Source organism: Bradyrhizobium sp., from assembly GCF_019242285.1.
Classification (GTDB): Bacteria; Pseudomonadota; Alphaproteobacteria; order Rhizobiales; family Xanthobacteraceae; genus Bradyrhizobium.
In genome coordinates, this window is sequence record NZ_JAFAVV010000970.1 from 1 (window position 1) to 10512 (window position 10512).

Annotated in this window: 11 protein-coding genes and 1 pseudogene; 11 read left to right on the forward strand and 1 reads right to left on the reverse strand. The window is 66.6% G+C overall.

The annotated features are described in order from the left end of the window. The 10 genes and pseudogenes from JOY90_RS39605 to JOY90_RS39650 form a co-directional block, all read left to right on the forward strand. Positions 1 to 565: pseudogene (locus JOY90_RS39605) on the forward strand (hypothetical protein); the annotation flags it as partial. A gap of 6 nt (positions 566 to 571) precedes the next feature. Then, on the forward strand, positions 572 to 1069 hold the full coding sequence (lspA, locus tag JOY90_RS39610) for a signal peptidase II (protein WP_291696514.1): 498 nt from the start codon (positions 572 to 574) through the stop codon (positions 1067 to 1069). Positions 1070 to 1153: 84 nt separating this feature from the next. Next, positions 1154 to 1882, forward strand: a complete 729-nt coding sequence (locus tag JOY90_RS39615; RefSeq protein WP_291696515.1) for a hypothetical protein — start codon at positions 1154 to 1156, stop codon at positions 1880 to 1882. 207 nt (positions 1883 to 2089) lie between these two features. Then, on the forward strand, positions 2090 to 3466 hold the full coding sequence (locus JOY90_RS39620) for a pitrilysin family protein (protein WP_291696523.1): 1377 nt from the start codon (positions 2090 to 2092) through the stop codon (positions 3464 to 3466). After that, a complete protein-coding gene (locus JOY90_RS39625; RefSeq protein ID WP_291696516.1) occupies positions 3388 to 4848 on the forward strand; it encodes a pitrilysin family protein in 1461 nt (486 codons plus the stop codon). The genes JOY90_RS39620 and JOY90_RS39625 overlap by 79 nt, the downstream gene beginning before the upstream one ends. Before the next feature lie 243 nt (positions 4849 to 5091). After that, on the forward strand, positions 5092 to 5511 hold the full coding sequence (gene arfB, locus JOY90_RS39630; protein ID WP_291696517.1) for an alternative ribosome rescue aminoacyl-tRNA hydrolase ArfB: 420 nt from the start codon (positions 5092 to 5094) through the stop codon (positions 5509 to 5511). 189 nt (positions 5512 to 5700) lie between these two features. Further along, complete coding sequence (locus tag JOY90_RS39635; RefSeq protein ID WP_291696524.1) at positions 5701 to 6021, forward strand: c-type cytochrome; 321 nt, start codon at positions 5701 to 5703, stop codon at positions 6019 to 6021. Beyond that, positions 6022 to 6417 carry a VOC family protein gene (locus JOY90_RS39640; RefSeq protein WP_291696518.1) on the forward strand — a complete coding sequence of 132 codons (396 nt, stop codon included), beginning with the start codon at positions 6022 to 6024 and terminating at the stop codon, positions 6415 to 6417. A gap of 29 nt (positions 6418 to 6446) precedes the next feature. Continuing rightward, positions 6447 to 6995, forward strand: a complete 549-nt coding sequence (locus tag JOY90_RS39645) for a gluconate 2-dehydrogenase subunit 3 family protein (RefSeq protein ID WP_291696519.1) — start codon at positions 6447 to 6449, stop codon at positions 6993 to 6995. A gap of 28 nt (positions 6996 to 7023) precedes the next feature. Beyond that, positions 7024 to 8592, forward strand: coding sequence for a GMC family oxidoreductase (locus tag JOY90_RS39650; protein ID WP_291696520.1), 1569 nt, complete (start codon positions 7024 to 7026; stop codon positions 8590 to 8592). Between the two features lie 207 nt (positions 8593 to 8799). Here JOY90_RS39650 and JOY90_RS39655 read toward each other — a convergent pair whose 3' ends face one another. Further along, the gene (locus JOY90_RS39655; RefSeq protein ID WP_291696521.1) at positions 8800 to 9117 is read right to left on the reverse strand and encodes a ribbon-helix-helix domain-containing protein; all 318 of its coding nucleotides are present in this window, start codon (positions 9115 to 9117) and stop codon (positions 8800 to 8802) included. A gap of 141 nt (positions 9118 to 9258) precedes the next feature. On the opposite strand from JOY90_RS39655, the gene mutL reads away from it, so the two are divergent. Then, the coding region (gene mutL / locus JOY90_RS39660; protein ID WP_291696522.1) for a DNA mismatch repair endonuclease MutL at positions 9259 to 10512 on the forward strand (1254 nt) is incomplete at its 3' end.

Below are 10512 nucleotides of genomic sequence, written 5' to 3' on the forward strand. Positions count from 1 at the left end.
GACCGATGTCGGCACCGACCTCGACTATCCCGACGTGACCCCGCGCGACGCGCAGGCGCTGCGCGAGTGGAAGAAGCTCAATGGCGGCGACGAGGCCGAGGCCACCGCGTCGGAGGCTCCGGCCGCGTCCGAGCCCGTCACGGCGGAAGCTGCTGCGGAAGAAGCCGTCGTCGAGGTGCCGGTCGAAGACATCGTCGAAACGAAGCCCGCGAACCCGGGACGCTCACGCAAGGCCGCTTCCGTCGCCAAACCCAGGAGCGAGGTCAAGACAAAGCCGAAAGCGGCTCCCGCACCTTCAAAGACCAGCAAGACTGCTCCGGCCGAGCCGGGCCGATCAAAGACGGCCAAACCCGCCGCGAAGACAGCAGCGGGCAAAGCCAGTGCCAAGTCGGGTGCAAAACCCTCCGCGACGAAGGCCGGGACGAAGGCGCCGTCGGCCAAAAAGGCAAAAGCTCCCAAGAAGGCGAAGAAGGTCGCCAAGGCCAAGCCCGTGGCAAAGGCAAGGAAGAGCGCGCCGGGCGCCGTGAAGAAGAAGAAAAAGAAGAGCGGAAAGAAGGGTCGCTAAACGGACATGGCAACCCCGCTCCGCTCCGGCATCCTCGCCGCAATTGCGACGCTCGCGATCGACCAGGCCTCGAAACTCTGGCTGCTCGACGTGTTCGATATCGCCCACCGCGGCCGGGTCAGGGTGACGCCGTTCTTCGACCTGGACCTGGCCTGGAACATCGGCATCACCTTTGGCTGGTTGCAGGACGACAGCCGGTTCGTCCAGATCGGCCTGATGGTCGTCAAGGCGGCGGCAGTGATCGCGCTCTCGGTCTGGATGGCGCGGTCCCGGAGCATGCTGGCGGCGCTCGCACTCGGACTGATCATCGGCGGCGCGATCGGCAACGCCATCGACCGGCTGGTCCATGGCGCGGTGGTGGATTTCGCCCTGCTTCACGTCGAGATCGCGGGACAGGACTATATGTGGTATGTGTTCAACCTCGCGGACGCGGCCATCGTTGCCGGGGTTGCAGCGCTGTTGTATGACTCTTTTTTCGGGGCAGACGCCGTAAAAGTGCCCTGATCCCGGCCGATACGACCGGCAGGCGGCGCGTTCGGCCTGCGGGCAGATGGCCGCACCTTCCTGGAACTCTTGGGGAATTTGGCGATGCGCAAGGCCGGAACCACAAGCTCGGAACGCAATCTCGTGTGGCTGAAAGGAGCTGTTCGGCTGTCGGCCGCGGCCCTTGGAATCGGCCTGTTGATCGCCGCCGGCGCCGCCCGTGCCCAGGACGATGAGGACGAGGACAAGACCTTCGAGGAGAAGATCATTGATGGCATCATGAAGGGCATGGGCGCCACCAACATGGACAATACCGGCATCGATTATCGCGAGCGCTCACCGCTGGTGGTGCCGCGGAACCTCGACCTGCCGCCGCCGGCTTCCGACGCCGCCGCGGCCAACGTTCCGAACTGGCCGAAGGATCCGGACGAAGCGCGCCACAAGGCCTACGCCGCCGCACGCAAGAAAGAGGGCCGCAAGGAAGCTGGTCAGGCGGCCCGCGATGCCGCCCGTCCGCTGTCGCCGAGCGAGCTCAACGCCGCCAAGACCGCGTCGACCGGCCGAGGCACGCACGACTCGGATACGGAGCGACCCGGCAGCGCGCCGAGCGCTCCACTCAGCCCCTCGCAGCTCGGCTTCGACGGCAAGCTCTCGAGCTATTTCGGCGGCAGCAAATCGGAGCAGAAGGAATTCAAGGCGGAGCCCACGCGCGACTCCCTGACCCAGCCACCACCGGGATACCAGACGCCGTCGCCGAGTTACGCCTATGGCACCGGGCCGAAGGAATCTCTCAACAAGGAATACAATCCCTCCGCCGGAAAGTACGGCGATTGAGAGTTGAGCCGGACCGCTTGCGCGGCCGGCTCCTGCGAATCGACGTGCCGGATAAAGACGCTGGCACGCGGTCTCGTTTGCATGTACGTCCCGTGCGCTTAGCTTGAGCTTTTCTCGCAGCTTCGTGACCTTCGCCCGATCCGGTGCGGTGTACGATGCGGTAATTTTATCCCGCGCAATCCTGCCCGGGACAGCTGACAGGTCATGATGCGCCCGATCCGGATTGCCGCCTCGCTGCTCGTTGCGCTCGTGCTCTCGACCACCGGCGCCCTCGCCCAGACCACGCTGACTTCCGATCCCCCGGAGACGTTCACGCTGCCGAACGGCCTGCAGGTCGTGGTGATCCAGGATCACCGTACCCCTGTCGTGACGCAGATGGTCTGGTACAAGGTCGGCTCCGCCGACGAGACGCCGGGCAAGTCGGGGCTCGCCCATTTCCTCGAGCATTTGATGTTCAAGGGCACCAACAAGCATCCGGTCGGCGAGTTCTCGCAGACCGTGCTCAAGATCGGCGGCGACGAGAACGCCTTCACCTCGACCGACTACACCGGCTATTTCCAGCGCATCCCGCGCGATCAGCTCGCCAGGATGATGGAGTTCGAGGCCGACCGCATGACCGGCCTCGTGCTCAAGGACGAGAACGTGCTGCCGGAGCGCGACGTCGTGCTCGAGGAATACAACATGCGGGTCGCCAACAACCCGGAGGCGCGGCTGAACGAGCAGATCATGGCCGCGCTCTATCTCAACCACCCCTACGGCCGTCCGGTGATCGGCTGGCACCATGAGATCGAGAAGCTCGTCCGCGAGGACGCGCTGGCGTTCTACCGGCGCTTCTACGCGCCGAACAACGCGATCCTGGTGATCGCCGGCGACACCGACGCCAAGGAGGTCCGCCCGATGGTCGAGGCGACCTTCGGCAAGGTGGCCTCGCAGCCCGCGATCCCGGCCCGCCGCATCCGCCCGCAGGAGCCGGAGCCGGTGGCCCCGCGCACGGTGACGCTGGCCGACCCCCATGTCGAGCAGCCGACCGTGAAGCGCTATTATCTCGTTCCTTCGGCTGCGACCGCCGCCGCCGGCGAGAGCCCGGCGCTCGACGTGCTGGCGCAACTGATCGGCACCGGCAACAATTCCTATCTCTACCGCGCGCTGGTGGTCGACCGGCCGCTCGCGGTGAACGCCTCGGCGGCCTATCAGGGCACCTCGCTCGACCCGACGCAGTTCTCGATTGCGGTCGCGCCGCGTCCCGGCGTCGATTTCGCCGCTGTCGAGGAGGTCGTCGACAGGGTGATCGCCGAGGTGGCGAAGAACCCCGCGCCGGCGGAGGATCTCGAGCGGGTCAAGACCCAGCTCATCGCGGAAGCGATCTATGCACAGGACAGCCAGGCGACGCTGGCGCGCTGGTATGGCGGCGGGCTCACCACGGGCTCCAGCATCGAGGACATCCGAAGCTGGCCCGACCGCATCAAGGCGGTGACTGCCGAGCAGGTGCGCGCGGCCGCGCAGAAATGGCTGGACAAGAAGCGCTCGGTGACGGGCTATCTGATCAAGGACACCACGCCGAAGCGCGAGGAGAAGCGTTCGTGACCCACATCCTCACTCTCACGCGGCGCGCCGTTCTCGCCGCCGCGGCCGGCCTCGCCTTCGCGCTCGCGGCGCCCGCCCCGTCCTTCGCCGCGGCCAAGATCCAGCACCTGATCTCGCCCGGCGGCATCGAGGCCTGGTTCGTGCAGGACTCGACCGTGCCGCTGATCGCGATGGAATATGCCTTCACCGGGGGCGCCACCCAGGATCCGGCCGGCAAGGCCGGCGTCGCCAACATGGTGGCCTCCACCATCGACGAGGGCTCGGGCGATCTCGATTCCAAGGCGTTCCATGAGCGGCTCGACCGCCGCGCGATCGAGCTCTCTTTCAGTGCGACGCGGGACTATTTCCGCGGCTCGCTGCGCATGCTCAAGGACAACAAGGACGAGGCCTTCGAGCTGTTGCGGATGGCGCTGACCTCGGCGCATCTCGACGAGCCCGACGTCGAGCGCATCCGTTCGCAGATCATGTCCAATCTGCGCCGCGACACCACCAACCCGAGCGCGCTCGCCGGCAAGAAGTTCATGGAGCTCGCCTTCGGCGACCATCCCTATGCCAGGCAGGCCTCCGGCACGCTGGAGAGCGTGCCCGCGATCACGACAGCCGACATGCGCGACTATATCCGCCGCGTGCTCGCCAAGGAGACGCTGAAGGTCGCGGTGGTCGGCGACGTCGACCCGGCAACGCTGGGCAAGCTGCTCGACCAGACCTTCGGCGGGCTGCCCGCCAAGGCAGAGCTCACGCCGGTGCCCGACGTGATCGCCGCCAAGCCGCCGCAGCGCGCCTTCGTGCCGCTCGACGTGCCGCAGACCGTGATCACCTTCGGCGGTCCCGGCCTGGCCCGCCACGACCCGAAATTCATGGCGGCCTATGTGGTGAACCATGTGCTCGGCGGCGGCGGATTGTCGTCGCGGCTCTATCACGAGGTCCGTGAGAAGCGCGGGCTCGCCTATTCGGTCTACGAGGCGCTGGTCTGGATGGATCACTCGGCACTGTTCATCGGCAACACTGGCACCCGCGCCGACCGCGCCGGCGATACCGTCGAGGCGCTGACCCGCGAGGTCAAGCGAATCGCCGACGAGGGCCCGACGCAGCAGGAGCTCGACGAGGCGAAGTCCTATCTGAAGGGCTCGCAGATGCTGCAGCTCGACACATCGTCAAAACTCGCCGGCGCGATGCTGCAATACCAGCTCGACAAACTGCCGATCGACTACATCGAGAAGCGCAACGCCATCGTCGACGCCGTGACGCTGGAAGACACCAAGGAAATGGCAAAGCGGCTGTGGGGCCAGGGCCTGCTCACCGTCATCGTCGGCCGCGCGCCCCAGGCCGCGGCGCAGCCGGCCGGAGCGCCAGCCGCGGCGCCTGCGACCAAGACGGAGTGAGCCGGGCGCTCAGTCCGTAGGGCGGATTAGCGTAGCGTAATCCGCCGCTCGTGAGCTACGTACGACGGAACGGTGGATTGCGCTACGCTGATCCACCCTACACCTCCCCACGAACAGCGCTGCCTCATAGCGAGATGGTGGGTTACGCTTCGCTAACCCACCCTACGGCGCTGCCCGAATGGCGTCAGCAAATCCCGCATAAAGCAGCTATGGTGTGCACCGAATCCTGTCCCCCGGTGGCCCATGCTGCGGATTTCCCGCGACCTCACGATCGACGAGAACGACATCGAGATCGGCTTTGTCCGCGCGTCCGGCCCCGGCGGGCAGAACGTCAACAAGGTGTCGACCGCGGCGCAGCTTCGCTTCGACACCACGAAGATCGTGCTGCCGGCCGACGCGCGGCAGCGGCTGCAGCGGCTCGCGGGCAGCCGCATGACCAAGGACGGCGTGATCGTGATCCAGGCCTATCGCTTCCGCACCCAGGAGCGCAACCGCGCCGACGCGATCGAGCGCCTGGTCGAGATGCTGCAGGAGGCGATGGTGCGCCCGACGCCGCGCCGTCCGACGCGGCCGACGCTCGGATCGAAGCAGCGCCGGCTGGAAGGCAAGAAGCGCCGCAGCGACATCAAGGCCCACCGCGGCGCACGCGGCTTCGACGACTGACAGCCCGACACGCCGCCGAATGCGGCGGCTTTGTGGTTCGCCGACAAAACAGCCCGCTACTACCAACGCGCGTTCGGCGCGACCTAACATTTCCACACAGCGAGGATGATGCGGATGGCCATGCGGCGCGCGGCAATTGCGATCGGAGTTTGCAGCGCAACGCTTGTCGTGAGCATCGCCAGCGCGCAGATGCCGCTACCTTCCGCAAAACCGCCGGACGGCGCGACGCTGTTCAAGCAGCAATGCGCGACTTGCCATACCACAGATCCGGCCGAGCCTACCCGGCAGGGCCCGCTGCTGCGCGGAATGCTCGGCCGGCGCGCCGGCACGGTGGAGGGCTTCCATTACTCCGCGGGATTAGCCAAGGCCGACTTCGCCTGGGATGAGGCGAAGCTCGACGAATGGATCACCAACCCGCAGGCGATGATTCCGGGCGCCGTGATGGCATACCGGCAGGCGAAGCCCGAGGTCCGCTCGACCATCATTGCCTATCTGAAGGAGCTCCAGTGAATGGCGAAACCCGTCCACTCCATGATCCGTGTGCTCGACGAGGCCAAGGCGCTCGACTTCTACCAACGCGCGTTCGGGCTCGATGTCGCCGAACACCTCAAATTCCCGGACTTCGCGCTGATCTATCTGCGGCACCCGTCCTCGCCGTTCGAGGTCGAGCTGACCGTCAATGACGGCCGCAAGGAGCCGTATACGCAGGGCGACGGCTACGGCCATCTCGCCGTCGTCGTGGACGATCTCGATGCCGAGCACGCGCGCTTCGAGCGCGAGAAGCTGTCGCCGGGGCCGCTCCGCGACTTCAAGCACGAGGGCAGGACGCTGGCGCGCTTCTTCTTCGTCAGCGATCCCGACGGCTACAAGATCGAGGTGATCCAGAAAGGCGGCCGCTTCGGCTGATCAATCAACGAACAAAATGGAGGGAGCCCATGAGAGAAATCGATCGTCGCAGCCAGTTCAACCGCCGCGTCTTCCTGCAAGGCGCAGCATCGACCGTGCCCGCGGTCGCGGTCGCGACCAGCACCGGTGTCGGCATCAGCGACGCCTGGGCCGATGACGGCGCCGCGCTGTCGCCGGCAACGCTGAAGACGCTGGTGAAGGTCGCTCGCGACATCTACCCGCACGATTTCCTCGGCGACAGCTACTACATCGCCGCGGTCAAGCCCTGGGACGGCAAGGCCGCGGAGGATGCCACGGTGAAGACCATGATCAATGACGGTGTGGCGCGGCTCGACCAGGCGGCCCGCGATCATCACAAGGTGCCCTATGCCGAGGTGGCCTGGGAAGCCGACCGCGTGGCGCTGCTGCAGGGCATCGAGCGCAGCGACTTCTTCCAGAAGATCCGCGGCGATCTGATCGTGTCGCTCTACAACAACAAGGAGGTCTGGCCGAAATTCGGCTACGAGGGCTCTTCCGCGGACAAGGGCGGCTACATCAAGCGCGGCTTCTCCGACATCGACTGGCTCCCGAAAGCCTGAAGAACACGCGCGGCAGGAGGACACCAACATGGCAAAATTCGATCTGAACGATTCCGGCGTGGTCGTGATCATCGGCTCCGGCGCCGGCGGCGGCACGCTCGGCAACGAGCTCGCGCAGAAGGGCATCAAGGTCGTTATCCTCGAGGCGGGCGGCCGCTACGAGATCCCCGATTTCATCAACGACGAATGGGACAGTTTCACCCAGCTCGCCTGGAAGGACATGCGCACGACGTCAGGGAGCTGGCGGGTTCACCAGGACTTCCCGAATCTGCCGGCCTGGATCGTCAAGGCGGTCGGCGGCTCGACCACGCATTGGGCCGGCGCGTCGCTGCGGTTCGACGAGCACGAGTTCAAGGGCAGGACGACCTATGGCGCGGTGCCCGGCACCAGTCTGCAGGACTGGCCGGTCACGCTCGCCGAGATGGAGCCCTGGTACGCCAGGGCCGAGGACAAGATGGGCGTCACCCGCACCAACAACATCCCGGGGCTGCCCGGCAACAACAATTTCAGGGTGCTGGAGGCCGGCGCCAAGAAGCTCGGCTACAAGATCGTTCACACCGGCAACATGGCGATCAACTCCGAGCCGCGCGACGGCCGCGGCTCCTGCCAGCAGATCGGGTTCTGCTTCCAGGGCTGCAAGTCCGGCGCCAAATGGTCGACGCTCTACACCGAGATTCCGAAGGGCGAGGCCACCGGCAATCTGGAGGTGCGCCCCAACAGCATGGCGATCAAGATCGAGCACGACGCCTCGGGCAAAGTGACCGGCGTGGTCTATGCCGACGAATCCGGCGCCATGCAGCGGCAGAAGGCGCGCATCGTTGCCGTGGCTGGCAACTCGATCGAGAGCCCGCGGCTGCTGCTCAACAGCGCCTCCAGCCAGTTCCCGGATGGGCTTGCCAACTCGTCCGGCCAGGTCGGCCGCAACTACATGCGGCACATGACCGGCAGCGTCTATGCGAGCTTCGAGAACTCGGTGCACATGTATCGCGGCACCACCATGGCCGGCATCGTCCGCGACGAGGCAAAGAACAACCCATCGCGCGGCTTCGTCGGCGGCTACGAGATGGAGACGCTGTCGCTCGGCCTGCCCTTCATGGCCGCGTTCCTCAATCCCGGCGCCTGGGGCCGCAGCTTCACCAGTGCGATCGAGACCTATCCGCGGATGGCCGGCATGTGGCTGGTCGGCGAGGACATGCCGCAGGAGACCAACCGCATCACGCTCGATCCGGTCGCCAAGGACAAGTTCGGCATGCCGGTCGCCAGCGTGCATTTCGACGACCATCCGAACGACGTCGCGATGCGCGCCCACGCCTACAAGCAGGGCGCCGCGATCTACGAGGCCGTCGGCGCCACCGTCACCTATCCGACGCCGCCCTATCCCTCGACGCACAATCTTGGCACCAACCGGATGAGCGAGAAGCCGAAGGACGGCGTCGTCAACAAATACGGCCAGACCCACGACATCAAGAACCTGTTCGTCTCCGACGGCAGCCAGTTCACGACGGGCGCAGCCTGCAACCCGACGCTGACCATCGTGACGCTCGCGATCCGGCAAGCCGACTACATCGCCGGCGCCATGCAGAAGAAGGAGATTTGATCGGCGCGATCGGATCAATCTACAGCGGCAACCGCGCGGCGCTCCCCCTCCCTTCGGAGGGGGTGGTCGTTTGCTGATCACTCGGGCAGAGCCGTAGGGTGGGCTAGCTAAGGCGCGCGAGCGCCGTGCCCACCATCTCTCAGCGAGTTCATTGCGCGATGGTGGGCACGCTACGCTTAGCCCACCCTACACGATCCCACAGTAGGACTACTCCGCAGCGTCGAGGATCGCCGGGGCGCGCTCGACGAAGGCCGGCACCGCGACCGTGCTCCGCGAACGATAGATCAGGCAGGAGCAGCGCAGCAGCGAAGCAAAGTTCCTCACCTCGCCATGATGGACCAGCACCTCGTCATGCAGCGTGGTGAGGAATTTCGCGAGGCTCATGCCTTCCTTCGCCGCGATCTCCTCCAGCGTGTCCCAGAACGACAGCTCCAGCCGGATCGACGTACAATGGCCGCCGATCCGCAAGGAACGGGTCTGCGATTCGTAGTCGCGCTGCGGCTGGTGCGCAAACAGGCTGCACATGGCGCCCTCCCATGGGAATTGTTTTTAGAAACGATATACCCGCACCGCCGGCTTCACAATTGGGTTGGGGATGGTCGCCGCGCGGCGGCGGACTGCTGAAATAGATGTGGTAGTGTCGCCGCTTAGCAGCCGAGTACCGTCATGCCCGTGCGCCAGCTTCCCGAACAGGTCGTCAACCGCATCGCCGCCGGCGAAGTGGTGGAGCGGCCGGCGAGCGTCGTCAAGGAACTGGTCGAGAACGCGATCGATGCCGGAGCGAGCCGCATCGATGTCTTCAGCGACGGCGGCGGCAGGCGGAAGATCGCGATCACCGACGATGGCAGCGGCATGAGTGCGGCCGATCTTGCGCTCGCGGTGGATCGGCATGCCACCTCGAAGCTCGACGACGAGGACCTCCTGCAGATCAGGACGCTCGGGTTCCGTGGCGAGGCGCTGCCCTCGATCGGCGCGGTGGCGCGGCTTTCGATCGTCACGCGGCACGCACGCGAGCCACATGCCTGGGGACTGTCAGTCGAAGGCGGCGCGAAGTCGCAAGTGATGCCGGCGGCGCTGAACCAGGGCACCCGCGTCGAGGTCAGCGACCTCTTCTACGCCACCCCGGCGCGCCTGAAATTCCTGAAGACCGACCGCACCGAGGCCGAAGCGATCCGCGAAGTGGTGCGCCGGCTCGCAATGGCGCGACCCGACATCGCCTTCACCCTGGCCGGCGAGGAGCGCGCGCCGGTGACCTGGGCCGCGGCGCTGCCCGGCGCGCCCGGCCGGCTGTCACGGCTCGGCGATATTCTCGGCGCGGAGTTCCGAGGTGCGGCCATCGAAGTCCGCGCCGAGCGCGAGGGTGTCGTGGTCGAGGGCTTCGCGGCCACGCCGTCGCTGACGCGGGCCAACGCGCTCGGGCAATATCTGTTCGTCAACGGCCGGCCGGTGCGCGACAAGCTGATCCTCGGCGCGGTGCGCGCGGCCTATGCCGACTATCTGCCGCGCGACCGCCATCCGGTGGTGGCGCTGTTCGTGACGCTCTCGCCGCGCGAAGTCGACGCCAACGTGCATCCGGCCAAGACCGAGGTGCGCTTCCGCAACGCCGGCCTGGTGCGCGCGCTGATCGTGCATGCGCTGAAGGAGGGGCTCGCGCGCGAAGGCCGGCGCAGCGCGGCCAATGCCGGCGACGCCGCGATTGCCGCGTTCCGCCCCGCCTTCGCGCCGCGACAAGTCAACTGGGACTGGCGGCTCTCGCCGTCCCTCCCGGTCGGCCCGCTGCCGCAGCTCGCCGCCGCCGCGGCGACCATGCTCGCCGAGCAGGGACAGGCCGTCTTCGACGTCGGCGGGCCCACGGCGGATATGCGCGACGAGGCGCAAGCGCCGGCCGAGCTGCTCGACCGGCCGCTTGGCGCGGCGCGC